The organism is Acidicapsa borealis (genome assembly GCF_059115245.1).
Window position 1 is genome coordinate 4,217,356 of record NZ_JCACNY010000001.1, and the last position, 26,355, is coordinate 4,243,710.

Annotated in this window: 22 protein-coding genes, 2 tRNA genes and 2 rRNA genes; 7 read left to right on the forward strand and 19 right to left on the reverse strand. The window is 58.5% G+C overall.

Annotated features, from left to right (window positions below; genetic code table 11):
• Positions 1–26 precede the first annotated feature (26 nt).
• From AC5S27_RS17325 to AC5S27_RS17335, 3 genes are all read right to left on the reverse strand, one after another.
• Positions 27–365, reverse strand: a complete 339-nt coding sequence (locus tag AC5S27_RS17325; RefSeq protein WP_493935821.1) for an XRE family transcriptional regulator — start codon at positions 363–365, stop codon at positions 27–29.
• Positions 365–712 (reverse strand): type II toxin-antitoxin system RelE/ParE family toxin, encoded by a 348-nt coding sequence (locus AC5S27_RS17330; RefSeq protein WP_493935822.1) that lies wholly within the window; start codon positions 710–712, stop codon positions 365–367. The genes AC5S27_RS17325 and AC5S27_RS17330 overlap by 1 nt, the downstream gene beginning before the upstream one ends.
• 61 nt (positions 713–773) lie before the next feature.
• Complete coding sequence (locus AC5S27_RS17335) at positions 774–1,040, reverse strand: hypothetical protein (RefSeq protein ID WP_493935823.1); 267 nt, start codon at positions 1,038–1,040, stop codon at positions 774–776.
• Between the two features lie 163 nt (positions 1,041–1,203).
• On the opposite strand from AC5S27_RS17335, the gene AC5S27_RS17340 reads away from it, so the two are divergent.
• On the forward strand, positions 1,204–1,713 hold the full coding sequence (locus AC5S27_RS17340) for a hypothetical protein (RefSeq protein WP_493935824.1): 510 nt from the start codon (positions 1,204–1,206) through the stop codon (positions 1,711–1,713).
• Between the two features lie 82 nt (positions 1,714–1,795).
• Here the strand turns inward: AC5S27_RS17340 and AC5S27_RS17345 are convergent, their stop codons facing one another.
• The gene (locus tag AC5S27_RS17345; RefSeq protein ID WP_493935825.1) at positions 1,796–2,716 is read right to left on the reverse strand and encodes a hypothetical protein; all 921 of its coding nucleotides are present in this window, start codon (positions 2,714–2,716) and stop codon (positions 1,796–1,798) included.
• A 126-nt stretch (positions 2,717–2,842) separates the two neighbouring features.
• Here AC5S27_RS17345 and AC5S27_RS17350 point away from each other — a divergent pair, with 126 nt between their 5' ends.
• A complete protein-coding gene (locus tag AC5S27_RS17350; protein WP_493935826.1) occupies positions 2,843–3,190 on the forward strand; it encodes a phage holin family protein in 348 nt (115 codons plus the stop codon).
• A gap of 23 nt (positions 3,191–3,213) precedes the next feature.
• On the opposite strand, the gene AC5S27_RS17355 is transcribed toward AC5S27_RS17350, so the two are convergent.
• The 4 genes from AC5S27_RS17355 to AC5S27_RS17370 form a co-directional block, all read right to left on the reverse strand.
• The gene (locus AC5S27_RS17355; protein ID WP_493935827.1) at positions 3,214–3,744 is read right to left on the reverse strand and encodes a hypothetical protein; all 531 of its coding nucleotides are present in this window, start codon (positions 3,742–3,744) and stop codon (positions 3,214–3,216) included.
• Positions 3,741–4,379, reverse strand: a complete 639-nt coding sequence (locus tag AC5S27_RS17360) for an RNA polymerase sigma factor (protein WP_493935828.1) — start codon at positions 4,377–4,379, stop codon at positions 3,741–3,743. Before AC5S27_RS17360 ends, AC5S27_RS17355 begins: the two co-directional genes overlap by 4 nt.
• A 155-nt stretch (positions 4,380–4,534) precedes the next feature.
• Positions 4,535–5,242 carry a tetratricopeptide repeat protein gene (locus tag AC5S27_RS17365; RefSeq protein WP_493935829.1) on the reverse strand — a complete coding sequence of 236 codons (708 nt, stop codon included), beginning with the start codon at positions 5,240–5,242 and terminating at the stop codon, positions 4,535–4,537.
• Between the two features lie 503 nt (positions 5,243–5,745).
• Positions 5,746–8,199, reverse strand: a complete 2,454-nt coding sequence (locus AC5S27_RS17370; RefSeq protein ID WP_493935830.1) for an ABC transporter permease — start codon at positions 8,197–8,199, stop codon at positions 5,746–5,748.
• Positions 8,200–8,403: 204 nt separating this feature from the next.
• Here AC5S27_RS17370 and AC5S27_RS17375 point away from each other — a divergent pair, with 204 nt between their 5' ends.
• On the forward strand, positions 8,404–9,813 hold the full coding sequence (locus tag AC5S27_RS17375) for an alpha/beta hydrolase (protein ID WP_493935831.1): 1,410 nt from the start codon (positions 8,404–8,406) through the stop codon (positions 9,811–9,813).
• Positions 9,814–9,936: 123 nt separating this feature from the next.
• Complete coding sequence (locus tag AC5S27_RS17380) at positions 9,937–10,422, forward strand: GNAT family N-acetyltransferase (RefSeq protein WP_493935832.1); 486 nt, start codon at positions 9,937–9,939, stop codon at positions 10,420–10,422.
• 15 nt (positions 10,423–10,437) lie between these two features.
• Here the strand turns inward: AC5S27_RS17380 and AC5S27_RS17385 are convergent, their stop codons facing one another.
• Positions 10,438–12,177, reverse strand: a complete 1,740-nt coding sequence (locus tag AC5S27_RS17385; RefSeq protein ID WP_493935833.1) for an alpha-amylase family protein — start codon at positions 12,175–12,177, stop codon at positions 10,438–10,440.
• A gap of 171 nt (positions 12,178–12,348) precedes the next feature.
• On the opposite strand from AC5S27_RS17385, the gene AC5S27_RS17390 reads away from it, so the two are divergent.
• Genes AC5S27_RS17390 through AC5S27_RS17400 form a run of 3 tightly spaced genes read left to right on the forward strand, consistent with a single transcriptional unit; the run spans position 12,349 to position 13,658 of the window.
• Positions 12,349–12,786 (forward strand): VOC family protein, encoded by a 438-nt coding sequence (locus AC5S27_RS17390; protein WP_493935834.1) that lies wholly within the window; start codon positions 12,349–12,351, stop codon positions 12,784–12,786.
• A gap of 48 nt (positions 12,787–12,834) precedes the next feature.
• On the forward strand, positions 12,835–13,257 hold the full coding sequence (locus tag AC5S27_RS17395; protein WP_493935835.1) for a hypothetical protein: 423 nt from the start codon (positions 12,835–12,837) through the stop codon (positions 13,255–13,257).
• A 20-nt stretch (positions 13,258–13,277) separates the two neighbouring features.
• The gene (locus tag AC5S27_RS17400; RefSeq protein ID WP_493935836.1) at positions 13,278–13,658 is read left to right on the forward strand and encodes a RidA family protein; all 381 of its coding nucleotides are present in this window, start codon (positions 13,278–13,280) and stop codon (positions 13,656–13,658) included.
• Positions 13,659–13,680: 22 nt separating this feature from the next.
• Here AC5S27_RS17400 and AC5S27_RS17405 read toward each other — a convergent pair whose 3' ends face one another.
• The 10 genes from AC5S27_RS17405 to AC5S27_RS17450 form a co-directional block, all read right to left on the reverse strand.
• Positions 13,681–16,542: an ABC transporter permease gene (locus AC5S27_RS17405; RefSeq protein WP_493935837.1), complete on the reverse strand. Its 2,862-nt coding sequence runs from the start codon at positions 16,540–16,542 to the stop codon at positions 13,681–13,683.
• Positions 16,535–19,357 carry an ABC transporter permease gene (locus tag AC5S27_RS17410; protein ID WP_493935838.1) on the reverse strand — a complete coding sequence of 941 codons (2,823 nt, stop codon included), beginning with the start codon at positions 19,355–19,357 and terminating at the stop codon, positions 16,535–16,537. Before AC5S27_RS17410 ends, AC5S27_RS17405 begins: the two co-directional genes overlap by 8 nt.
• Positions 19,354–19,710, reverse strand: a complete 357-nt coding sequence (locus tag AC5S27_RS17415; protein WP_493935839.1) for a PadR family transcriptional regulator — start codon at positions 19,708–19,710, stop codon at positions 19,354–19,356. The genes AC5S27_RS17410 and AC5S27_RS17415 overlap by 4 nt, the downstream gene beginning before the upstream one ends.
• Before the next feature lie 244 nt (positions 19,711–19,954).
• Positions 19,955–21,115 (reverse strand): TIGR03790 family protein, encoded by a 1,161-nt coding sequence (locus AC5S27_RS17420; RefSeq protein WP_493935840.1) that lies wholly within the window; start codon positions 21,113–21,115, stop codon positions 19,955–19,957.
• Positions 21,116–21,225: 110 nt separating this feature from the next.
• A complete protein-coding gene (queD, locus tag AC5S27_RS17425) occupies positions 21,226–21,582 on the reverse strand; it encodes a 6-carboxytetrahydropterin synthase QueD (protein ID WP_493935841.1) in 357 nt (118 codons plus the stop codon).
• A gap of 8 nt (positions 21,583–21,590) precedes the next feature.
• Positions 21,591–22,241 carry a 7-carboxy-7-deazaguanine synthase gene (gene queE / locus AC5S27_RS17430; protein ID WP_493935842.1) on the reverse strand — a complete coding sequence of 217 codons (651 nt, stop codon included), beginning with the start codon at positions 22,239–22,241 and terminating at the stop codon, positions 21,591–21,593.
• A 74-nt stretch (positions 22,242–22,315) separates the two neighbouring features.
• Positions 22,316–22,431 (reverse strand): 5S ribosomal RNA (gene rrf / locus AC5S27_RS17435).
• A 230-nt stretch (positions 22,432–22,661) separates the two neighbouring features.
• Positions 22,662–25,580 (reverse strand): 23S ribosomal RNA (locus tag AC5S27_RS17440).
• A 411-nt stretch (positions 25,581–25,991) separates the two neighbouring features.
• A tRNA-Ala gene (locus tag AC5S27_RS17445) sits at positions 25,992–26,067 on the reverse strand.
• A gap of 26 nt (positions 26,068–26,093) precedes the next feature.
• Positions 26,094–26,170: transfer RNA gene (locus AC5S27_RS17450), tRNA-Ile, on the reverse strand.
• Positions 26,171–26,355 lie beyond the last annotated feature (185 nt).

Genomic DNA, 26,355 nt, shown 5'->3' on the forward strand with positions numbered 1-26,355 from the left:
CATCCATCGAGCCGGTCGTTGACTGCTCAGGCAACGACCGGCTCGTGCTCGACCTCAGCTACATCTCCCAAATGCTCCAGCAAGACTTCTCCATTAGGAAAAATAGCGCGTAATTCAAGCTGCCCTCCCATCGCTTCGACATAGCTGCGAAGTGTGCTCAGATACATATCCGAGCGATTTTCGAGCTTTGAAATTGCTCCCTGGTTAACTTCAAGCAGTTCTGCCAGCCGATTCTGGGTCATTTGTCGTGCTCGACGCATCTCCGCGAGCGGAAGTCTAGCCAACTCCTCGGCTACCTCTCGCTTGATGCGCGCTTCAGACTCCGGGGATAAAGTACGTCGAATGTCTTTCCACTTATGTGCCATTATTTGCTCCCGAGTTCTTTCAGATGGCATTCGTAAATTTTCTCTGCCTGGGGAATAAAGGTCAGATACCAATCTTCCCTGCCAGTCTTATCTCCACCGAGAATCAGATATCCAACTCGCCTTGGATCGAAGACAAAAAGTATCCTCAATGGCCGGCCTTGATGTTGAACTCGCAGCTCTTTGAGATTTGGAATCTTCGATCCTTTGAGCGTATCCGCATGCGGCCGTCCGAGAGCAGGACCTGCCTGCTCAAGCATCTCGACTGAGCGATTGACACTCAGAGTCTCATCGTCTGTCAGGACAAGATACCAACTCAAAAACTCATCGCTGGCTTCGATCTCCCACATCGCGATTTCCAATTATGCATCTAAAGTGATATTCCTTCAAGTACATATTTAATCCTATTCCTTAAACAGCTGTCTCAGCAACTTGCAGCCGCTCCTCCGGCTTCAGGTAGCCTTTCCGCCGGAACCAATCTTCCATTGCCGGTCCCAGCCGCTCAAGCGGCACTTGATGCCCGGCTTCCAGCATCCCGTCCCCTATCGGCAGCGTGTCATCGAAGACGGCGTCGTTGGTGAAATTCCGCATGGCAAAGTTGTCGATCCAGCGGATCGGGCATGGCGTCAATGATCCTTCGGCGTCCACGTACTCAATTGAAATTCGACGGACAAACATAGATCCACTCTAGGCCATCTGCGCATCTGGTCTCATCTCCTTTGGCAATTCATTTCGATCTCACGTCAACGCTTCTCCTGAGACAGGCGTCTGACCATGTGAGCGCGCGCCGGCACGCAGTTCTCGTGAGCACCACCCCCAGGGAAATGCGAGGAGTATCGCCATGAAGCTAGTCAACCGTTGCAAAATGCTGGCAGGGATCGCCCTGCTGTCGCTCTCAAGCTGTGCGGTCTGGGCCCAGGGTCCCGATGGACCGCCACCAGGTCCGCCACCCGATCAGGCCGGGCAACCTGGACAGTCAGGGCCCGAACGAGGCCCCAACCCCGAGCGCCAGCTGAAGCAGCTGACCAGGCTACTCTCCCTGACCACCGACCAGCAGACCGGCGTTAAGGCCGTTCTGGAGCAGTCCGCGACTGAGATGAAAGCGCTCCGCGCCAAGCAGGAAGCGGCCGATCAGGGCAGCGAAACCCGTGAATCCCGCCGCGCTCTGATGGAGCAGGGCCGCCAGATCCGCGAGGAAACCAACACCAAGATCAACGCCCTTCTCGACGAAAACCAGAAGAAGACCTTCGCCGACTGGAATGCCAAGCGCGAAGGGCGCATTCGGAACCGCCGTGACGGCGGCGACCCGGGCAACGAGCCACCCCCGCCTCCGCCGCCCCCGTCCGAATAGCGGGAACTCACGTAGTTGACGAAGAAAGGCTGTCTGCCAACCAGAAGACGGTTCAGCAGACAGCCCTTTGCTCCTGCAGAAACTAGGGTTGTATCGGCGGCACAGCAGCAGAGGCGTCGCCCGGCCGCGCATCCACAGAAAATCTCTGGTATTCCGAGTCATGCTCCACCACGTGCTGGCGAATCCCTTTGAGCAGCAGTACTCTCGCCTCGATGTGCCCCTCGGCCCCGGTTGGAAACCAGATCTCCCCATTCACTGGAGCCTGGTCGAAGTAAAAGCTCGAACCCTTCTGCACATTGGCTAGTAAGCCTCCGCCTACATGGAAATTGTCCGTGAAGTGCGCTTCCATCCGCGCCACCTGCCGGTCCTTCTCATCCACCCAGAGTGTCCCGGCGATCTTCTTCGAAGCATCCTCGGCCATCCCGTGCGTCTTGGCGTCGCGCTTGCCTGCAAAGTTGAAGATGATCGTTGGTCGCCCCCGGAAATCCTCGCGCCGTGGATTGGAAACCTCCATGATCTCGAGCAAATGGGTCACGCTGATATTGGTATTCGGCCCTTCCAGCGGCTCACCGGGTGGGACATTCTGCGCCTTCTCAACCAGCTTGTTGATCCGCTCCTGCTCTTTCTGCTGATCGTGCCCATCGAGCGGCTTGCCATCCTTCTTGACCGTGCGCTCAATGCGGTGTCCATGGACGAAAAAGACCTCGCTGTCCACCGTCTCCGTCTTGGTCACCTGTCCAGTACCGTTCAAGTCCTGCGTGACCATGTTGGTGTGGTAGGTGTAGTTCTCGCGCACCTTCTCCAGCTGCTTCTGATGATCCATCACCTCGGTCATCAGCGTTCGCACATCTGGAATTGGCGCGTTCGTCGCCTCTGCAGGCTTGACAGCCGATTTTGGCGCCTGAGCAAATGCTCCCGCCGCGAGCACAAGAATGCCTCCGACGCCCAGCGCAAAAAGGCCATGCGACCGTCTTCTTCTCAGAGCATCTCTCGCTTGCAGCATCCGTTTCACCCTAGCTCCATCCTACTTTGACTCAATTAAGAACAGGAAAGGCAGCTGAGAGCGATACGATGTCTATGAAGCACTGGTTCCTGGCAAGCCGCAGAAGAGAAACGGAGTAAGCATAGAATGGGTCGTCTGCTATTGAATTGGCTATTGAGCGCCGCTGCTCTGCTCATCGTCTCCCGGGTCGTGACCGGTTTCACCGTCGATACCCTGGGAACAGCGCTGATCGCGGCACTGGTCTTTGGCCTGCTCAACGCGACAGTTGGCCTGCTGCTCAAGCTGGTGACGCTGCCGCTCACCATCTTGACGCTGGGTATCTTCCTGCTGGTGGTGAACGCCTTCATCCTGGAGATGGCGTCCGGCTTCGTACCGGGCTTTCACATCCGCAGCTTCGGAGCAGCTTTCTGGGGCGCGGCTGTCCTGGCCATCATTCAGATGCTGTTCCGCTTTCTGGTCAACGAGGCGGAATAGGCTGACTGAGCTGGCACGAGCGCTTACCGCTGAGGCTGAATGGGCGCGTCATCCGCTGTCGACTTCTGCACGGTTGTCCTGGGCGCCTGATTGGGCTTGGCCAAATGATTCGCGCTCGGCTTCTTTTTGGCCGCTGGCGGCACCTTGATCGGCGTCAAGGTCGCAGGCCGCCGTTCCGTCTTGGCGGTTCCAAACCCTGACTGGGACGGTGTCGCGGCAGGTTGAGCACCGGATTGACTTCCCTGTCGCGGCTGAACTTTGCCCTGATACACCGTCCAACTGGAAGCACCAATCGCCGCCACCAGCAGCGCCGCTCCCGCGAACTGTAACCGCTGCATCGGCATCCAAAGCCGCCAGACAGAGAGCAAGGCATTGGAACGCGAAGGCTTACGCCGATCAACCGTCTGCGCATCCGTCAGACGCTGCTGAACCCGATCTGCAAGTCCTTCCGGCGGAGGCAGTGTCGCCACGAGCCGCAGCGTTCGTATCGCTTCTTCCTCTGCCGTCAGAGGAGCGCCGTTCTCACCCTTTGAATTGAAACTGTTCTGGGTCATGATCGACTCCGTGGCGCCGTAGTGGCATTTGAAACAGTGTGTGACGAATTCCGGGTGTGACTCAACAATCCGGATAGCAGATTCCTCGCTCGAAACAGTCGCGAACGAACGGTCGACTCCGTCGTGCCGAGAATCTGCGCGATCTCCACGCTCGACAGTTCTTCAAAGGCCGAGAGCACCAGCACTCGCTGCTCCTTCTCCGGCAACTGCTGCACCGCGCGTAAGACCTGCTCATGGTGCTGCGTCGAGGCTACCCGCTCCTCAGCCGTCAAGCCACTGGCAGGGAGCAACCGCGCCATGTCCGCAATATCGTCTGTCTCCGGCCGCGTCTTTGCCCGGCGCTTGCGGTCCAGCACGACGTTCCACACGATCCGCACCAGCCAGACACGCGGCTCGCGGATCTCGGTCAGTGAATCCCGGTGCCGCAGCACACGCAGATACGTCTCCTGCACCGCGTCCTCGGCATCGGCCGCATTACGCAACACGGAATACGCCACGCGATACAGCGTTCCGGCGTACTCATTGACCAGCGCGGCAATGGCCGTTTCCGCAGCTTGAGTCTGTTCGAATTGTTCGCGCGCCGACGTGGCCGGTATCTCCATCCAACCTGCGATTGCTGCGGGACAGGTGCTCATATTCCTAACGACGCAGTCCCGGCGCAATTCGCTCAAGAGCAGTATCTGCTTTTGCTTTTCTGGTTGTCATTCCTGCGGGAAATCTGCTGTCCGGAACCAAACGCGAAAGGCCTGCACTCAGGCAGGCCTTTCGCAACACTTTTCGACCACCGAAACTACTTCCGCGGCGTCAGCTTTTCGGCTGCCATCGATCCCGCAGGCCCGGTTTTGTCGGCATCCTTGATCTTGGCCCAGATCTGCTTAGCCTGATCGGCCTTGCCCGTGGCGCTGTAGAGGTCAGCCAGAGCAAGCTGCGACGTGTATGCCGGCACGGAATCCGTCGGCTTCGCAATCAGCGCGTTGTAGATTTCAATCGCCTGCCCGTCGCGGCTGGTCTGGTGATAGAAATTCGCCAGGGCAAACTTGGCCAGGCTGGAGAGATTTCCGTCCCACGATCCCGCTGCGGTCTTCAGTTCCGACTCCGCCGAAGCATTCTGCCCCAACTCCTGGTAGGTTAGGCCGGCAAAGTAGTGAGCCTTCCCACCCTGGGAAAGCCATCCGTACTGGGAAGCCACGTCGACAAACTTCTGGTTTGCCGCCTTGGCACGCTCCGCAGCCGTTGCATACACGTTCTTCTGCGCCGGAGCTCCGGGAATCGCGAGAGGGGCGCTGTAAACATCGAGAGCCGCGCCAAGCGCCGTCTCAGCAGCGTCCGAACGCTGGATATAGAGCACAATGCCTGCAACCACCAGCGCCAGAACCACAACAACAGCAATGGACGCACGAATCACCGTGCTGCGATGTTCTTCAACCCAGCTCACACCGGATTGCGTCGTTTGTACGAATTTATCTTGCTTCAGTGCGTGACGAGTCTGAGAATCCACGAGAGTCCTTCATCGAATGTCCGGGAAAAGCCGGAAGAGGATTGTTGCGGGCAAGCACACAGCGGAGGCGATGCAGGCACAGCCGGTACAACCCTATCAGTCTAACAGGGGCGCTTCAGGAGCGTCCATCGCAGCGCTCTTTCTCTGTCGCCGGTAAGCTGGAATCGCAAACCTGACTACCTACGGTCATCCACACCGCGTGCCTTCTGCATCCATTGCTGGAGCTTAGGAAAATAGCAAGAAACGCTATCCGGGCATGAGTTCCCGGGTCCATTCACCCGACCATTCAAGAGGTGAGTTTTTCCGCGGATAAGACCTTTCAGGTAGTCAGACCTGCGACTACGAACAGCTTGCAACAGGGCCCTTGTTACTCCACCAGTCTAAGAAGGCCTTGCGAAACAAAAATGCCAAAATCGAACACATCTTCCGGTCGAAATCAGTGGGAGTAAATTCCTGCCGCCTGTAATTCCGTGTCGTGAGAATCGGCCCTTACCAATCGACGTCTACTCGTACCGCAGCGCCGTCATCGGATCCACCCGCGAAGCCCGAAGCGCCGGAATTACACAAGCCACCGCAGCCACCAACGCCAACAACGCCGTCGCCGCAGCCAGCACGCCAATATCCCGCGAACTCCCCTCAGCCCACTGCGCCAGCACTTTGTTTAGCGCAAACGCCAACACCAGGCCCGCCGCGACACCGCCGCCCACACTTGCCACCACGGAGTAGAAGACGATGTTGAGCACATGCCCACGCGGTGCGCCCAGCGCCATCCGAATGCCAAACTCATTGGTTCGCTGCGCGACAGAATAGGAAACCACTGAGTACAACCCAACCGCCGCCAGCATCAGCGCGAGCACAGCAAACGCCCCGAAGAGCCAGGAGATGAACTGCCCCTGCTCATACTCCGGCTGCGTCGAAATCCAGTGATCCAGATCGCGAACGTTGCCGTTGGTCTGCTGGTCCGCGTCCACCGCACTGACCTGCTTGCGGATCGAATGCAGCAGCGTCAGCGGCGATACCTCCGACCGCACCAGAACCTGGGTATAGGTTCCAAGCACCAGCGTGAACGGCACGAAAATCTCCGGCTTAACCGGCTTGTCGAGGCCGTCATCCAGCTTGTCCTCGATCACTCCAATGACCCGCAGCCACGGAGCGCCGCCCTGCTCCTTCATAGAGGGCGCAACGACTCGGTACGGCAACGCCTCCGTTACCGGTTCGATCTTGATCGACCGCCCAATGGCATCGCCGGCTGGGAAATACTGCTTCGCCAGCGCCTGATTGATCACAGCCACCGTGGCGCCGTTATGGTTCTCTGCCTCATCCCAGATTCGTCCCTGCGCGAGCTTAATGCGGAGCGCGGGGAAATAACCTTCGCTCACGATGTTTACCCGGATCTTCTGCTCCGTCAAAGCGGGCTTGCCGAGAATTTCCATGGTCGTGCCAAAACCATTGTTCGGCGGAGTGGCATTCGATGAAACCGCAGCCATCGTTACGCCGGGTGTCTCGCCGATCTTCTGCCGCAACAGTTCAAAGAAAGCTCTTCGTGACTCCCACGTTCCATATGCTCCTTCGTGGACCGGGATTCCGACCGACATGATGTTGTGCGGGTCGTACCCGAGATGCACCGTCGCCAGCTTTACGAACCCCTCAAGCGCCGCGCCTGCCCCGGCCAGCATCAGCAGCGTGAGCGCGATCTGCGCGCCGATCAGCGAACTCAGGGTCCTCCGCCCAGCAACGCTGCCAGCCACCTTGCGCGTGCCGGCCTGCATCATCTGGCTCACCTCAGGTCGCGAAAATTCCAGCGCAGGCCAAAGGCCAAACAATACCCCGGTTAGGAGCGCGATCACCACGGCAAACCCAAGGACCGGCAGGTTGATATGAATCGCTGCCTCATGCGGGAACGCGTTTTCAGGGAGCGTCGCCACAATCTTGTCCAGCGCAACGTAAGCCAGCCCGATCCCCATCGCCGCGCCCGTCATCGACAGCAGCAACGACTCCGTCAGCAACTGCCAGACCATCCGCCGGCGGCTCGCCCCCACCGCCGAACGGATTGCGAATTCGTGCTGCCGCGCCGTTCCCCGCGCCAGTAGCAGAATCGACACATTCCCACACCCAATCAGCAGCAGCAGAGCTACTGCGGTAAACAGCAGGTAAAGCGTCCCGCCCAGCTTCTGGACAAAGTCTTCGTTTAGCCCGACCACGTGAAAGCGGATCTCGCCCTTGGGATAATGGTCCGGTGTCAGCTTGGCGAACTGCTGAATCAGCGGCTGCAGCGCCGCATCGGCCTGCGCGTGGGTTACGCCCGGCTTCAGCCGAACGCCAACGTAATAGCCCAGCTTCTGGTCCTGCGTGATCTTCTTGGCCAGATACACATCGGCGTCATCCCAGGTAAACCGCGGCGCCGCCACGCCAACCACCGTGTAGTTCTTCCGCACCATCTGCAGCGTCTTACCCAGCACTGCCGGGTCGCCATTGAAGTGCCGCTGCCAGAACTTGTAGCTCAGCACGACCACGGGCTGAGGATCCTGCCCGTCCACCGCATCGGAGGGCTGGATCAGCCGTCCAAGCGCAGGCGGAACGCCCATAAAGTTGAACGTATTCGAGGAGACATAATCCGCGCCGACATCCTCCGGGAAGTCGCTTCCCGTCACCGTCAGATTCCATTGGTCGGTTAGAAAGGCATCCTCGACCACTGGCGACTTGCGCAGCACCTGCCACTGCGACGCCGTCATCCCAAAGCCGCTATTTCCGCCGTCCGGTTGCAGTATCCGCAGATGCACCATCCGGTCAGGATTGGCATAGGGGTACGGGTTCATCAGGATGGCATACACCACGCTGAAGACCGCAGTCGTCGCGCCTATCCCCAGCGCCAGCGAAAGAATCGCCGTAAAGGTAAATCCCGGTGACTTGCGGAGTTGGCGAAGCGCAAAGCGCAGGTTCTGCAGAAGCGAACGCATAAACGGCCTCCCGGACGGGAATGTTCGCCGTAAGTAGAAGCATCTCATCGGCCAAATTGAATACCTCTATAACTCCCAATCTGCCATACAGTTAGCCGCCAACTCGCAGCGGCCAAACCGGGAACATTGTCCGAAACCGCAACTTCCCTGTTCGTAAATGAACATCAGCGCGTCGAAATACAAGTCCTGTATATTGGGCAGTCTATGAAGAAACTGGCATTCCTTCTACTGCTGACCCCGCTGCCAATGATGGCGTTTCAAGCATCGGCTCCGTCCAAGCTAACCGCACCGGAACTCATCCATCTCTCCACCGCCAAGGACGCGCCGCTGGAAAGCGCAATCCGCGCCACCTTTGCGGCCAAGGATCTCAAAGAAGGCACAGCGTGGATAAGCCAGAGTCCGGACATCTTTTTCGCAGTCGAATCCGCAACCGAGCCCACCTTGATCCTCGACGATAAGACTCCCGGCATCGCCACGCAGCCCGTCTCACCCGGCAAGGTCGCCGCGATGCAGTCTGCGACACCAGCCGGCCAGCAGCAGAAGCTCTGGTACGCCACCACCCACATTGCCGAAACAGGCAAAAATCACGCCTTCCATTACCTGGTCGACGGTAAAGAATTCGGCGGAAGTCTGGACATGGCTGCCTTTGGTCCACTGTCTTATCTGCAGCCCGGCGTCCCCTCGGGCAAGCTATCCGAAAAGATCACCCACACCAGCAAAATCTACGAGGGCATGAAGAGCAATTACTGGATCTACGTCCCCGCCCAGTACGACCCCAAGATACCTGCAGCCTTGATGGTCTTCCAGGACGGCGAGCCCTATGCCACGCGCAAAGCCAACGGCCCGTGGGAACACGGCATCCTCTCGGTCATCGATAACCTCATCGCCGAGAAGAAAATCCCGGTGATGATTTGTGTCTTCATCAATCCCGGCAGCATCGCGGATGCTCCAGGCACCGAAACATACAAAGGCGTGAAAACCCACGCGGACCACTTCAAACGCACCCTCGACGACGCCATGCGCAGCACGCTCTATGACACTGTGAGCGACCGCTACGTCCGGTTCCTCCGCGACGAGATCCTTGCCGACGTCGGCAAGCAGTACAACCTCCGTCCTGACGCCTACAGCCGCGCCATTACTGGCGCATCTTCGGGCGGTATCTGCTCCTTCAATGCCGCCTGGCAGATGCCGGATCAGTTCAGCCGCGTACTCACCTGGATCGGCAGCTTCACCAGCATCCAGTGGCACGAACACCCGGAGATCACCGAGGGCGGCCAGGACTACCCCGACAAGGTCATCCGCGAACCCCACCGCAACATCCGCATCTGGCTGCAGGACGGAGCAAACGACATGGAAAACCCCAACTTCGGCTCATGGCCTTTGGCCAACCTGCGCATGGCCAACGCCCTCAAGCTCGGCGACTACGACTTCCACTTCAGCTTCGGGAAAGGCACACATAACTCCGGCCAGGGCGCAGCTGAGTTTCCGGAATCCATGATCTGGCTCTGGCGCGACTACGACCCCAGCAAGACCGAGCAAACCTATCAACAAGACCCGGCAGAAAAAGACAAACCGTACTTCCGCGTTGCCGTCACCAACCGCTCCGCGGATTAGGCTCGGCATTTCATCGCGCGCTCGGTATTCACAACATCGTCGCCAACACTTGCGCGCTCTGCTGCGATCGTCTCCACCGCACGGCGCGCATCCCTTCGCATCCTGTCCCCGTACAGTAAGAGCATGCCTACGATCGTTCATCCCGGTCCGCTCGACCCCGCCGTCGCACTCGGTCTGAATAACGCCCACGCCAAGGAAACCTCCGAGCTGGACCTGGCGGGGATGAAATCACTGCTCGACATGGCAGTCTATGCGCGAGGCATCGCCTCAGGCGCAACCGCGCTGCTGATCGCCCTCGATCAGGACGCACAGTACGTGAACCCCAATTTCGCCTGGTTCAAGGCGAGGTTCGACTCTTTCGTCTATGTCGACCGAGTCATCGTCGCAGCATCAGCCCGGGGCAACGGTTTCGCCCGCCTGCTGTACGAAGATCTGTTCACGTTCGCCCAGCAGGCCGGCCAGACGCGCGTCGTCTGCGAAGTCAACCTGGATCCCCCCAACCCTGCCTCCGACGCATTCCACGCCAACATGGGCTTTGTCGAAATCGGCCAGGCAGCCATCCACAACGGCGCCAAGACCGTTCGCTACTTCGAGAAATTGCTCGCATAGCGGGATGGATGCGTTCTACTCTGGTCCGCGCTGTACCCCGATCGGGAAAGGGCTTTCGCCCTCAGGCAGGATCCAGTCATAGCTCTCGGGTGCACCGGCGGACCGCCAGGTCTGCGGCGTCCTCGTCTCCAGCCAGTCCGCAGGCTCGCTCGCGGGCCGGTGAACATAGCGGGCGAACGCTTCTTTGAGCGCTGTCCGCTGCTCATCCCCTACGGCTTTCGGATCGGGCGAGATGAGCAGCACGCTGCCACTCTTCGCAACCACGTCCAGCCACTGCCGGGTCATTGACCAGGGTACTTCCGGGGTCAGAGCAACGCAGTCCGCGTCGATCGAATGAAAGACCTTGTGCTGCGGAAGCCGGAACGCCAGCGTGTTGACTCCGGTCCGCCGCGTCCGTTCCCACTCCTTGCCGCTCACGTCATCGCCGGTTCGCGAAGCGTCGAATTCCCCCACGGAAAGATGCCCAACCGTGTTGCATCCGAGAATGATCCGGTCCTCTCCACAGGCCTTGCGAAGCCTTCGGTATAAGGCCGTCACGACCTCGGCATTGGTCACCGTGCGGTCATTGAAATGCCAGTTGCCGTGCGTTGGGGACGCACCCATCTGGCTGCCCCACATGCCGAACAATTCAAAGGTCGTAAAGTCGTGCTTGATCAGGTCGAAGCCCCAGCCGCATGCCTCGGTTGCCACGGCAGCTGCAGCCTCCAGCCCCTCGGGAATGGTCGTGTCGTAGGCTGGCGATGGATCACCTGCAAATCGCGCCGCAGGCAGCAGGATTTTGCCCGCCGTTGCTGGAGCCCGTAAAGGGCGGATCCAGATGCCCGGCAGCACGCCGCGGCTGCGAATATCCTCCGCGAGCTTTGCCAGGCTGGGAAAGCGAGCAGGATCCTGGTAGCCATCATCGATGACGGTAAACGGCTTTTCTCCGCCCGATGGGGCCACCGACTTGACCAGGTCCGCGTCGCGTAGAAGGCCCTCATGGGTATTCCGCCCGTAGGCGTAGTACCAGTCATTGCTGCCATAGATCAGGTCGACGGAGCTCGCGCCGCGTTTCGCCGGAACCTTCGTTCCCTCAGCCATCGCCCGGCACAGGCCGCGTGTGGCGGCAAAGGCGCTTTCGCCCGCAGCGCCGCTGTAAGTCACAATCGTGGCAGCCGCGAGCTGGCGCTTGCCCAACTGCACGCCATTGCCGCCATTGCGAACGTCCAGCCACAGCGAGACTCCAGCCGGGTCCACCTGCCAGAAGGCGAAGGATGCAGCGCCGGTCTTCACCCCGACTCCCGCCGTCCGCTCTCCGCTGTGAAGCATTGCGTACCACGGCATGACGCGTTCGGCCTGCAGCGGCCGCCATTCGAGATCGCCATAGCTGCGCTCCCATGCATCGCCCAGTGCCAGAACGCCGGAAGGAAAGCTGTGCTTCCAGCGAAGGTGAATTCGCTGCACCGGCTGCGACGGAGACTCCAGCGAAACCGCAGCCTGCCGCGCCCCCGGAAGGAAGCTGACACGGACCCCACCGACGCCCGTCCATTCGTTGCCACTGCGCAATAAGCTTTGCCGAGCAGCTTCCGTATCGCCCACATAGGCGATCACCATCTCCGGCTGTGAAAGAACTGGCAGAACGAGACTTCCCTGCTCCCCTGGTGCCGCTGCGGCGCTGAAGCCGGTCTGAGGGAGGAGAAAAGATGCCGCAGCCGGCAGAGCGGCGCTCTTGAGCAAGTTGCGGCGGGTTAGATCTTTGTTTCCAGAAATTGACAATCGATCTGCCTCATCTCGCCAAAGTCGCCGACGGATGCCAGGCAACTGTTTCAGGCGCGCTATCGAACAAAGCCATCATAGATGACCGATTCCCATGACGAACTTCCATGACAATTCCTCCTGTACACTGGTCGCGAATTGCCGCACAATCACCTCCGGAGAGGACTTGCGATGGAAGAACAACCCAAACCCAACGTCACCGGAGTTGCCGCCCTGCTGATGGTCACCAGCATGGAACAATCGCTGAAGTTCTACGTCGATGGCCTCGGCTTCGAAATCAAGAACCGCTGGATTCCTGACGGCCATATGCGCTGGGTCTGGATGGAGCTGGGTACTGCCCCGCTCATGCTGCAGGAAGGCACGGGCGGCACGCCGGAACGGCTCGCCAAAGCAGGCAAACTCGGCAGCGGCTCTGCTCTCTACTTCCAGTGCCGCGACGCCATCGCCATCTATCGCCAGGCGCTTGAGCGCGGCATTGCGGGCAGGGAGCCGCAGGTCGGCAACTCCAACTGGGAAGTCTTCCTCCACGATCCAGACGGTTACAGCATCAACTTCTCCAGCCCGACAGACCTGCCGGAAGAAACTCTGCTTTCGCAGACGGACCTGTAGTCGGAAACCGAGCTTGCTCCAAGCAGCCCAACCCGTTAGGCTAAGTGCATGTATGAAGACTTCCAAGTAACCGACCGCTGGACAGGCGAAGCCCTCCACTGCGTCTGGAAAGCCAACATCGTAGCCATCGCCACCCGCCACGCCGATGCTGTCGACGTGCGCTACGAAGTGAACGGCCACCCCATGTGGATCGCCATGCCGCTCAACGCCTGGGTCGAGCAGAAGAAGCGCACCGGCAAGGTCATCACCGACTATCTCGCCGCGCAGATCGCCGGACACTACCTGAAGTCCATCATCGAAGAGGGCTACGACGCCAGCCGCGAGATGTATGCGATGACCACCGAGGAAGTCCTCGAGCACCTCGACATCATCGTGAAGGAAGCCAAGGACGCGGGCGCACTGCCTACACTCCCCATCCTCGACGGCACCACGCAATCGCATTCGTACGTTCCGACGCCTAGCCGCACCTAACAGTTCGCAGGAGCAGCCCGATGACCAAGCCGGAGATCGTAGAAGTCCCGGGCATCAAGACCATCGGCCCCTACTCACAAGCTGTCCGGGCCAACGGATTTCTCTTCGTTTCAGGACAGCCGGGCGTGAATCCGGAGACAGGCGAAGCCGCCGGGCCAACTTTTGCGGAGCAGGCGCGCCAAGCCTTCAAGAACCTGGAACAGGTCCTCAAAGCCGGTGGCAGCAGCATGGACCGCGTTGTGAACACGACCGTCCTGATCGTCAATATCAGCGATTTCGGATTTGTGAACGAACTCTATACAGAATACTTCTCTGCCTCTCCGCCGGCGCGTATGACCATGAACGTACCGCTGCCCAAAGGCCTGCTGTTCTCGATCGGCTGCGTGGCGCTTACGGACTAAGCGCCTTCAACAGCTGCCGTCGTTACTCGTGCCGAAGCGCCTCGACCGGCTGCACAGAAGCCGCCCTCCGCGCTGGAATCCAGCTGGCCGCGAGACCCACCGCAAGCAGAATCGCCGCACCCGAAATCAGGCTCACCGGGTCCCAGGGCTCCAGCCCGTACAACATGGTCTTCACCAGCCGCGCCAGCAGCAGAGCCGCACCGAGTCCGACAGTCACCCCTGCCAGCGAGATCCACGTCGCCTCCCGCAGGATCATTGCAAGCACCTGCCGGGGCTGCGCTCCCAGCGCCAGCCGGATGCCGATCTCGTTGGTCCGGTTTGAGACTGAGTAAGCCATGATCCCGTAAATGCCCACCGAAGCCAGCGCCAGGGCCAGCATCCCGAAGCTCGAAGTCATGGCAACAAAGATCCGCTCTTGTTGCGTCTCTTCATAGATCTGCTGCTCCTGCGTATGTACATCGGTCAGGGGCAGGTCGGGGTCGATCTGCTGCACTGCTTTGCGCAGTGACGGCACAATGGCCTCCGGCTGCATCCGCGTGGAGATGAAATAGTCCAGGCTGCCGCCGACCTCCTTCTGCTGCACAAAGGGCAGAAAGAACTGCGGCGGAGGCTGCTCTTCGCGGAGGTTGTTGTAGTGCGTATTGCCGCAAATTCCTACGACCGTGACCCACTCCTTGTCCTTCTTCATCCCGTGACCGTCGCTGTCGCCGCCGTCGTTGGTGAAGCGCTTGCCAATGGGGTTCTGATTTGGAAACCGTGCCTTGGCCAGCGCCGCATTGATGATGCCCACCTTGGCCGAAGTCCCTGTATCCTGCGATCCGAACGACCGCCCTTCGAGAATCGGAATCTGCATCATGGAAAAGAAGTTGTTCCCCACGACGTTATAGACCTCGCTATTGTCCTTGTCTTTTTCCTCAACCGTGCCTTCCGGGATAAAGTTCGTACTGTTCATATTCCCGGCGATGTACACCATCCATGACGGCGAAACCGCGTCCACCCCCGGCGTGGCCGCCATGGCCTGCAGGATGCGCGTATGCAGCGCGATGTCTTTGCCCGCCGGATACAGCTTTGTTGGAGCCTCAATCTCCGCGAGCAAGAGATGGTCGGTCCTGAAGCCCACATTCACGGCATTCAGGCTGGCCAGCGTGCGCAGGAACAACCCCGCGCCAACTACCAGCAGCGTCGAGAGGGCGATCTGAAATCCGACCAGCGAGCGGCCACCCCAGCCTTTTCGCCGCCGCGTTACCGACTGCGAACTCTCTTTCAACCCGCTGCTCACCTTCGCCCGGGCCGCGGCAAAGGCCGGAGCCAGTCCAAAGAGCACTCCCGTCACCAGGGTGATCCCGGCAGTGAAAGCGAACACCAGCCAGTCGAAGTGAATCTGAAAATCGCTGTGCTCCCACGCGCTTTGCGTGAGCTTGGGAACAAGATTGCCGCCGATAAAGCCCACCACCAAGCCGCCCAGTCCACCCAGGCAGGCCAGCATCAGGCTCTCGACCAGCATCTGCCGGGCGATCCGCAATCGTCCCGCGCCAAGCGCCAGCCGAACAGACATTTCGCGATGCCGCTGTGATCCCCGCGCCAGCATCAGGTTGGCGATATTCGCGCACGCCAGGAGTAGCACAAACCCCACCATGGTCAGCAGCACAGCCATCGGCTTGGCAAAGGTACGCTCCTGGTTGAACAGCCCGCGGCTGCCATCGCGCAGATCCATGCGCGGCAGATCCTCGTTCGGACGCAGCGGCATGGTTGCCCGCACCACAGCGCTGAGCTGGCCGTCCAGCACCGACTGCGCCGACTCAGTCGAAACACCGGGCCGAATCCGGCCCATGACATTGATCCACCAGACCTTCGGATCCGTGAGTACCGAACCGTTCTCACCGCGCGGATAGATCAACGGCTGCATCGAAATTGGCACAAAGAAGTCGGGAGATTGCTGTGTCCCTTTTGCCCCGGTAAATCCCTTCGGATTCACGCCTACAATCGTCAGCGGCACATCGTTCAGCTTGATCACCTGCCCGATCGCCGAAGCCGCGCCACCGAATGCCCGCTGCCACATCCCGTAGCTCATCACCGCCACGGCGCCCTGCCCCTGCTGCGCATCGTCGGATGCCGTGATCGCACGGCCCAACACCGGCTTGACATTCAGCACCGAGTAGTAATTGCCAGAGACCATCTCCACTTGCCCCTGCTGGGCCAACCCGGCGACAGTCGCATTCATGCCCGTTTCCTTAAACGCAAACAGGTCCTGGAAATCGCCGTTCCCGCTGCGATTCAAAGTCCGCAGCCGCTCATAGGCGGGATAGGAGAACGAGGAACTCCCGATCCTGCCATGACCAAGATTGTTGTAGTCACCCCAGATGTGGTGGACAGCGCCATGTTTTTCCGTCGCGTTCCACGCCAGCAACCGAAGCTCTGCTGGGTGCGGAACCGCCAGCCGCTCATAGAGCAACTGCTTGGCCAGCGAAAAGATCGTCGTGTTCGCGCCAATGGCCATCGCCAGCGAAATTACCGCCACGGCGGTAAAACCAACACTCCGCCGCAAACGCCGGCCAGCATAGCGAACATCCGCGAACAAGTCATCCCAAACCTTCAGTCCCAGCGATCCGCGCATAGCATCCTTGTGCACCACTGTTGAGCCCAGCGCAATGCGCGCCCGGCGTTTGGCATCCGCAGGCTTGAACCCAGCCCGCACCAGATCGGCAGTCAGGCATTCCAGATGGTCGGCAAGCTCAGTCTCCATCTCCGCCTCGAACCGGTCCCGCTCACGCATCGCCCGCCACCAGGAGCGCGGCGCAGATACTGATCGCACCAGCGCGAGATACAGCCGCCTGACGAGCGGCCTGTTCCCTGATCCCTGTTCCCTATTCCCTGCTTTATTCACAGCGCAGCGCCTCCATCGGCTCAATCGATGCCGCGCGGTGCGCAGGCAGCCAACTGGCGGAAATCCCAACCAGCAACAACAGCGCAGCGCCTAGCCCAAGACTCCATGGATCATTTGCGTGTAACCCGTACAGCATTGACTTCACCAGCCGCGCAAGTATCAGCGTCGCACCAAGCCCGACAACGATCCCTGTCAGCGACATCCAAGTCGCCTCCTTCAGCACCATCGTTAGCACCTGCCGCTGCTGTGCTCCCAGTGCCAGTCGAATCCCGATCTCATTCGTCCGGTTGGCCACCGAATACGCCATGACACCGTAGATTCCAACCGCCGCCAGAACCAACGCCAGCGCACCGAATCCAGTCGTCAGAGCCACAAACGTTCGTTCCGTCTGCGTGGTCGCTTCAATCTGCTGCTCCTGCGTGCGCACATTGATCAGCGGAAGATCCGGATCGAGATCCCGCACCGCCTTGCGCATCAGAGGCACAATCGACTCGGGATCAGTCTTCGTCCGAACCTCGTAGGTCCAGCTTCCGCTCACATGTGTCTGCTGCACAAACGGCAGAAAGAACTGCGGTGGTGGCTCGTCGCGGAGGCTCGCATAACGGGTATCTCCGCACACGCCTACAATCTGAATCGGTCCCTCATCATTGTTGTAGAAGCGCCTGCCCACCGGATTCAGATTCGGAAATACTTCCTTAGCCAGACTGGCATTGATGATGGCGACCTTGCCCGAAGTCGACGTATCCTGCGACCCGAACAATCGCCCCTCGAGAATCGGAATCCTCATCATGGAGAAAAAGTCGTTGCCAACCACCGTGTAGCTCTCGCTATAGTCCGCATCCTTACCTGACCGCGCCCCCTCAACGCGAAAACCCGTCGAGTTGAAATTGCCCGCAATGTAAGCCGAACTCGCCGGCGAAACGCCTTCCACTCCAGGCAAGGCAGCAATCGCCGTTAATACGCGTGTGTGGAACTGGACGTCTTTCCCCGCCGGATATTCCTTCGGCGGCAGGCTAACCTGCGCCAGCAGCAAATGATCGGTGCGGAAGCCGACATCCACCGAGTTGAGACTGGTCAGCGTGCGCAAGAACAGCCCCGCGCCAACCACCAGCAACGTGGACAACGCAATCTGAAATCCCACCAGCGACCGGCCGCCCCATCCCGTCCGACGCCGCGTCACAGACTGCGAACTCTCCTTCAAACCGTTTCCGACCCTCACCCGCGAGGCGGACAGCGCCGGCGCAAGACCAAACAGAATGCCCGTCGCGAGCGTGATGCCGACTGTAAATATCCAAACCTTCCAGTCGAAATGGACCTGAAAATCGTTCCTCTGCCAGCCGTACGACACCAACTTCGGAGCTAAATTGCTGCCGATGTACCCAAGCACCGTGCCACCGGCCCCACCAAGCATGGCTAGCAATAAACTCTCCACCAGCATCTGCCGAGCAATCCGCGCCCCGCTCGCGCCAAGAGCCAGCCGCACCGACATTTCCCGCTGCCGTTGCGTTCCCCGCGCCAGCATCAGGTTGGCGATATTCGCGCACGCTAGCAGCAGCACAAGTCCCACCATCATCAGCAGCACCCGCATCGGCTGCACAAAGCTACGGCCTTGCATGAACAAGCCGCGGCTGCCATCACGCATCTCCATGCGCGGCAGATCTTCATCCGGCCTAATCGGCAGAGTTGACCGCGCAGCAGCATTCAATTGCGTGTCGAGGACCGCGAGTGCAGTCTGCTCCGCAACATCCGGCCGCAGACGCCCCATCACATTGACCCACCATTCCTGATCGCTGGCGAGCAAAGACGCGTGCTTGCCGTCCGGACGCACCAGCGGCTGCATCCCCATCGGCACAAACAAATCCGGCGACTGCAAAGTGCTGTATGCTCCAGTGAATTCTCTCGGAGTGACGCCAATGATCGTCAGCGGAACCTCGTTGAGCTTGACTGTCTGCCCCAAAACGGCAGGCGAACGACCGTACTCCCGTTCCCAGACCCCATAGCTGAGAACAGCGACTGCACCCGCTGCGGTCGATGCGTCGTCCGCCTCGGTGATTAGCCGACCCAGCGCTGGCCGCACATCAAGCTGGCGAAAGTAGTCTCCTGAAACCAACTGTCCACCCGCTTGTCGGGCCTCTCCCGCGATCGTCGCATTGCCCGTCATGTCCTTGAACGCGAAAAGTTCGTGCATCACTCCATTACGCGACAGGCTCTGCGCGTGAAGCTGTTCATACACCGGATACGAAAACGATGAACTCGAAAATCTGCCGTTCGGAAGAACTGCATACTCTCCCCAAGTGCTATGCACCGCTCGATGCTTCGCCGTTGCATTCCAGGCAAGCAGCCGCAACTGCTCGGCATGGGGAACGGCCAGCCGCTCATACAGAACCTGCTTGGCCATCGAAAAGATCGTGGTATTCGCCCCAATTGCCAGCGCCAGCGAAACCACCGCAACTGCGGTAAATCCTGGGCTCCGCCGCAACCGGCGCGCGCCATACCGCGCATCCGCCGCCAGCTCATCCCACAGCCGAAGTCCAAGCGACGCGCGCATCCCGTCCTTGTGCACTACCGGAGAGCCCAGTTCAACGCGCGATCGCCGAGTTGCTTCGGCTGCCGACAACCCCGTGCGCATCAGATCGGCCGTCCGCCGCTCAACATGATCCGCCAGCTCAGCTTCCATTTCGGCCTCCAGCCGTCCGCGCTCGGTCATCGCCCGCCACCAGGACAGAGGCGCAGATATAAGCCGGACCAGCAGGAGATATAGGCCTGGTAGCAGCGGCCTGTTCCCTGATCCCTGTTCCCGATTCCCTGCCTTCATGCGCCCTCCGGGGCCGTCTTGGCCGTGAGGATGGTTCCCATGATCCCGGCCATGCGATTCCACTTCGCCGTCTCGTCTTCGAGCCGCACCCGCCCAGCCGTCGTCAGCGTGTAGAACTTGGCCTTGCGGTTGTTATCGCTCTCGCCCCATTCACTGGCAATCAAGCCCTGATGCTCCAGCCGGTAGAGCGCCGGATAGAGCGACCCCTGCTGGATCACCAGCGTCTGCCTCGAGATCTGCTGAATCCGCAACAGCACTCCGTACCCATGCAGCGGCCCCAACGAAACCGCCTTCAGGATCAGCAGATCCAGCGTGCCCTGCAACAACTCCAACTGCTTTTCTGCATCGCTCAAGAACAACTCTCCTAGACCGCCTCAGTGAGACCGTCTAGGAGAGCGTAGCGAGACTCTCCTAGATTGTCAAGGAGAGAAAATGACGAATTCGCTCGGGTCGTCCGTCTTTGGGAAGCTGGCTGTGAAGAATGGCAACTGGCTTTACCAGATGAAACTCGAGGCTGCGAAGCGGAGGAACAGATGCACTCAGGCCTGTGATTTTGCCAGTTTTAGAGGAGGGGCTTAAGCCCAGGCGATAGACGCCCTATTTCGCAGCCGTGATCATGAAAGCAGGCGCAACCGCCAACGGATCGCCGATGACGACATCTTCCCAGCCTACAAACCTCGACCCGGCATAGAAGCTCTCCGCCAGCGTAAACCCGCGCGTGTACCGGTCCATCGTGATCGAAGGCGAAGCAATGGCCTGTAATTCCGGCTCGTCCGTATAGCCCTTCACGCCGGTGATTCCATGCGCAATCAGCACCGTGATCAGGGACTGGCCGCCCGTCGTCGGCAGAAACGTCCGCGCGCTGGTTGAAACTGCCGTGTCGCCGATTGCCCCCGGCGCAAAGGTTAGCGAATCGTAAGCAGCTTGGGTAAACTTGGGATCGTTGCTGCCCCACGAGAAATAGCCGAGCAGCCCAGACCGCTGGCCTACGAACGTCTCCGTCGAATCGAGCTCACACGGCACGCCGCGCGCCTTCAGCAGGCCGGCAGCTTTGACCATATCTGCGTTCCAGGTGCCATAGGGCGATTCATCCGGAATGTTCCCTGTCACGTCGACCGGCTGGCTGGGTACGTCGCCAATTGTGAAGATGGGCTGGACGTCGAAGAGCACCTTCCCGCCAGCAGCCTTCGACTTCTGAGCCTCAAGCGAACGAGTCACCAGTGCCTTCGCATCCGTCTCAGTCAACCCATCCAGCCGTGTGACGAGATAGCCGCCGAACTTCGCATGGCTGAACGGCTCATCCGCCTTCCAGTAGCGGTTGAGCCAGGCAAATCCGTCCGCCCCTGATCCGTGAATGCTGATCTTCTTCGCATCCTTGATCATTGGGTAGTCGATGCCAGCCAGATAGCTGTCGACGGAAGGATGCAGGTTCCCTGTCGTATACTCCTGCCGCGAACCGGTAATGCCGCCGTCGACCCGGATCGGGACACCCTTGGTCAGCACGATGAAGTTGATCTCAGGATGCTGCTTGAGATAAGCCGCAACCGGCGCGCCAATCTGCGCGTTGTAATCGGCCAGCGAAATCGTCTCATTCGCCGTGCTGACAGCGGAGTCCGCACACCGAATCACCACAGTCTTCGTAACGCCGCGCCGAGCAGCGTAGTCCCTGGCAATTGAGGTCGAGATAGGGCTGTTGGCGTTTGAAACCAGCAGAACTTCGGCAGCGGTATGCCGCGGAGCGGCAACAGGCTCACTCATGCCGGAACATCCAGTGATTGCTAACAACAACGGCAGGCATAAAATTCGGCGCACGCAAGGAATCCTCAAGTGCAATGATACCGATGCTCACCTCTTGAAATGCCGGGGAATTACTCGCCGCGGTAGGCGCAGCCGCTGGTGCAAGTCTCGCGGATGACGATCTTCGAAAGCAGTGGTAGCGTTGGCTTCAGTCGCGTCCAGATCCACCGGGCGAGATTCTCGCTGGTCGGGTTTTCGAGGCCGGGAACTTCGTTCAGGCAGTAGTGATCGATCTGTTCTTCGACCGGAGTAAAGGCAGCCTTGATCTCGGCGAAATCCATGACCCAGCCGAGTTCGACATCGACAGGCCCGGACACATGCACTTCAATCTGAAAGCTGTGCCCATGCATTCGCCGGCATTTGTGTCCCGGCGGAACGTTGGGCAGCCAGTGCGCCGCCTCGATACTGAACTGCTTGAATAACTCCACGATATCCTCTATCGAATTCCGACAACCTTGTGACTTTGCACGCTCAGCCGCCACTGCGGATGCTCCATGCAATACCGTATCGCAAGCTCTGTATTCCGCGCCCTCTGCACTGGGTCAGCCACATCCATTGGCTGCAGAAAACGGTGTCGGAAGTTCAGAGATCCAAACTGCTCGGGCGTATTTTCGGTTTGCGGATACACCAGCTTCAATTCGTCGCCGGAGGTCTGCACCAACTTCGCACCAGCCTTGGGACTGACACACAACCAGTCGATCCCCTCGGGAGCCATCACTGTGCCATTGGTCTCAACTGCAATCTCAAATCCACGCTCATGCAGAGCCGCAATGAGAACTGAGTCCAGCTGCAGCAGCGGCTCCCCGCCAGTACAGACAACAAAGCGCCGAGATGGAAGATCACGTGCTAGAGGCCACTCCCGTTCGATAGCATCCGCGAGCTTCTCAGCAGAGGTAAACTTCCCACCTCCCGTGCCGTTGACGCCGACAAAGTCGGTGTCGCAAAAACGGCAGACAGCCTGAGCACGATCCTCTTCCCGCCCCGACCAGAGATTGCAGCCCGAGAATCGGCAAAACACTGCCGCCCGCCCAGCCTGCGCACCCTCGCCTTGCAAGGTATAGAAGATTTCTTTGACCGCGTAGCTCATGCAACTCCAAAAACAAACGTACCCGTAAAGCACGAAAGGCCAGTCCGCAATGGACTGGCCTTTCGTCGAAATAATGCCGGCAATAACCTAATCTCCCACATAGTTACCCATGCAGTACCATCGGCCCAACGAGGCTTAACTTCCGTGTTCGGGATGGGAACGGGTGATCCCTCGCGGTAATGTCGCCGGCAAACTTGATGGCGCTTGGCAGGATGTTTTCCCTGCAGCCAGGCACACTGATCAGCTCGCATTACAGACTGTTTCTTCACGTTCGCGAGCGGCAGGTGCATACAGCAATCTGGCGCCAAATATTGTCAAAACAACGAAATTGATTAGGTAATACAAGGACGATGGTAAGAAGAATCTTGGTTTGTCCTTAAGAAGAACTCAAGAGCGCAATCTCTGCGCAGAGTTAATTCTATGGACAAGCCGAACGGGCGATTAGTACTGGTAAGCTACATGCATTACTGCACTTCCACCTCCAGCCTATCAACCAGGTGGTCTTCCTGGGCCCTTCAGGGAAATCTCATCTTGGAGCGTGCTTCCCGCTTATATGCATTCAGCGGTTATCACAACCGAACTTCGCTACCCAGCCGTGCCTTTGGCAAGACAACTGGAACACAAGAGGTTCGTCCATCCCGGTCCTCTCGTACTAAGGACAGCCCTCCTCAAATTTCCTACGCCCACAGCAGATAGGGACCGAACTGTCTCGCGACGTTCTGAACCCAGCTCACGTACCGCTTTAATAGGCGAACAGCCTAACCCTTGGAACCTTCTACAGCTCCAGGATGCGATGAGCCGACATCGAGGTGCCAAACCGAAGCGTCGATATGAACTCTTGGCTTCGATCAGCCTGTTATCCCCGGCGTACCTTTTATCCGTTGAGCGATGGCCCTTCCATACAGAACCACCGGATCACTAAAGCCTGCTTTCGCACCTGCTCGACTTGTAGGTCTCACAGTTAACCACTCTTATGCTTTTGCACTCGACGACTGATTTCCAAACAGTCTGAGAGTAGCTTCGCGCGCCTCCGTTACATTTTGGGAGGCGACCGCCCCAGTCAAACTACCCGTCTAACTATGTCCCTCTCCCGGATCACGGGAGGAGGTTAGGATCACAACAATCGCAGGGTGGTATCTCACCGTTGGCTCCACCAAGTCCGAGAACCTGGCATCAAAGCCTCCCACCTATCCTGCGCAGCAATTGTCATAACCCATAGTTAAAGTGTAGTAAAGGTGCACGGGGTCTTTCCGTCTAGCTGCGGGTAACCGGCATCTTCACCGGTACTACAAATTCGCCGAGCAACTCGTTAAGACAGTCGTACGATCGTTACACCATTCGTGCAGGTCGGAACTTACCCGACAAGGAATTTCGCTACCTTAGGACCGTTATAGTTACGGCCGCCGTTCACTGGGGCTTCAATTCAAAGCTTCGCTTGCGCTAACCTCTCCTTTTAACCTTCCAGCACCGGGCAGGTGTCAGCCCCTATACGTCGTTTTCGACTTAGCAGAGACCTGTGTTTTTGTTAAACAGTCGCCGTACGCGCTTCACTGCGACCCTCCTTACGGAGGGCGATCCTTCTCCCGAAGTTACGGATCTAATTTGCCGAGTTCCTTAACGAGCCTTCACTCGAGCGCCTGTGGATATTCTCCTCGTCTACCTGTGTCGGTTTGGGGTACGGTTCCCTTTGTTCTCCTTAGAGGATTTTCTTGGCAGCGTGGAATCATCGTCTTAGCCCCAAAAGGGACTGCTTTGCGTCTCACTGTTAAGCCCTGACGGATTTGCCTATCAGAACCAGCTTCACACGCATCGACCGCTATAGCCATATGGCGGCACGATTATCCTTCTGCGTCACCCCATCGTCAAACGAACATTGGGAGGTCCGGAATATTAACCGGATGTCCATCATCTACGCCTTTCGGCCTCGACTTAGGGACCGCCTAACCCTGAGCGGATTAACCTTCCTCAGGAAACCTTAGACTTTCGGCGCGAAGGGTTCTCACCTTCGTTATCGCTACTTATGCCGGCAGGGTCTCTTCTCAACGCTCCACCAGTCCTCTCGGTCTGGCTTCGCAGCGGTTGAGAATGCTCTCCTACCACGCACACCATAGGTGTGCATCCATTGCTTCGGTGTACAGTTTTAGCCCCGTTGTATTGTCGGCACCGGACCGCTTGACCAGTGAGCTATTACGCTTTCTTTAAAGGATGGCTGCTTCTAAGCCAACCTCCTGGCTGTCTGAGCGTTCCGACTTCCTTTCCCACTTAACTGTAACTTTGGGACCTTAGCAGATGGTCTGGGCTGTTTCCCTCTCGACAATGAAGCTTAGCCCCCACTGTCTGACTCCCGGATATGTTGTCACTGGCATTCGCAGTTTGGTTGGATTCAGTAAGCCGGAAAGCCCCCTAGTCCATCCATCTCTCTACCACCAGTGCAATTCGTCCGAGGCTAGCCCTAAAGCTATTTCGGAGAGAACGAGCTATCACGGAATTTGATTAGCCTTTCACCCCTACCCACAGCTCATCCGAGCTTTTTTCAACAAACACCGGTTCGGTCCTCCAGTGGGTGTTACCCCACCTTCAACCTGGCCATGGGTAGATCATCCCGCTTCGCGTCTATTCCTGCCAACTGAACGCCCTGTTCAGACTCGCTTTCGCTTCGGCTCGCTTACGCTTAACCTTGCTGACAAGAATAACTAGCCGGCTCATTATGCAATAGGCACGCGGTCAGACATTCCCTTACGGGCATAGTCCTCCCACTGCTTGTAGGCACACGGTTTCAGGTACTTTGTACTCCCCTCGACGGGGTGCTTTTCACCTTTCCCTCACGGTACTGGTTCACTATCGGTCAGAGACGAGTATTTAGCCTTACGGGATGGTCCCCGTGGATTCAAGCAGGGTTTCACGTGCCCCGCCTTACTCAGGTACCAGCTTCGAGTCTGGATAGATTTCGCCTACGCGCCTGTCACGCTCTATGGATCCACTTTCCAGAGGATTCGACTATCTACCAGATTGGTAACTCTACTGTTGCTGGCCCTACAACCCCGCAAATACCGAAATATTCACGGTTTGGGCTGATGCGATTTCGCTCGCCACTACTTTCGCAATCGAGGTTTCTTTCTTTTCCTCCAGGTACTGAGATGGTTCACTTCCCTGGGTTCGCTCGTACCCGCCTATGTATTCAGCGGGCCGTTCCTGAGGTTTACTCAGGAGGGTTTCCCCATTCGGAGATCTTCGGATATAACGCCTGTGTGCGGCTCCCCGAAGCTTATCGCAGCTTGCCACGTCCTTCTTCGCCTGTCTCTGCCAAGGCATCCACCGTGCGCCCTTAGTAGCTTGACCATAGAATTAACTCCAGCGCAGGGTGCTGAATCACTTCAGTCCTGATCAAAGTCAATCTTGATTTTTCGCCTTGAGATCTCCGGGACGCTCACGCGTTGCCGGAGTTTTCTCCTTAAGAACACTCTTCTTACATTTGAACACTTTCCTAGTCACCGCAACTCATCACTCAACCCGCCAATGTAAACATCAGAAGTCAAGCAATAGTCCGGCGAACCAAAATGTGCTCGGCCTTGTATTACCCAATCAATTTCGTTGTCAAAGATCCAATGCATTTCTATGTCGAAATGCCTGAGCCCTAGGGCTTGGAAACCAGTTGAACGGCTAAACTTGATAAACCATTCAACCTCTGTCTCCGGATCGATACCCAGGCTCGCAAGTCTGGATATCCAACCGGATACAGCGAATAGATGATGGTGGAGCTGAACGGGATCGAACCGTTGACCCCCTGCTTGCAAAGCAGGTGCTCTCCCAACTGAGCTACAGCCCCAACTACGTCGGAACATGCTGCTGAATTGGTGGGCCTGGGTAGATTCGAACTACCGACCTCACCCTTATCAGGGGTGCGCTCTAACCAACTGAGCTACAGGCCCCAGTAAAGTCCGTCAGGCTTGGCACTCCCGGGCGAATTTCCTCATCCATTCAAAAAGGTTTCGAGGACAAGGTTGAACGTGCAGTCCGACTACGTCGGACAGGACCATCGTGCGAAACAGAATAGTCAGAGAAGGCTTGAACCGGACTCTTTCCAAGCCCGACTCACGTCGAGACTGGAAAGGTT